At 46.4% G+C, this 235-nt stretch carries 1 rRNA gene; it reads left to right on the top strand.

The features are described 5' to 3' along the window. Positions 1–89, top strand: a 23S ribosomal RNA gene (locus H3H36_RS26580); the annotation flags it as partial. Between the last annotated feature and the right edge of the window lie 146 nt (positions 90–235).

Here is a 235-nt window from a genome sequence, read left to right as displayed (position 1 = left end):
GTTCGAGACCAGGACGTTGATAGGCTGGGTGTGGAAGTGCAGTAATGCATTAAGCTAACCAGTACTAATTGCCCGTACGGCTTGTCCCTATAACCTTAGCAGGTTGTGGTGAATGAGAAGTGCGTTGTAACGTTCGTTGATACAACTTCATTACCCAATTACTTCTTCCAGATTCTGAGTAACGCTGCCCGATTGGGAGCGACTACTCGTACAAGTCAAAGCTTGATGACCATAG

Origin of the sequence: Rugamonas fusca (assembly GCF_014042365.1) — a bacterium.
GTDB classification, from domain to species: Bacteria; Pseudomonadota; Gammaproteobacteria; order Burkholderiales; family Burkholderiaceae_D; genus Rugamonas; species Rugamonas fusca.
The sequence above is the reverse complement of the archived record's forward strand: the minus strand, read 5'-3'. Positions and strand labels throughout refer to the sequence as shown.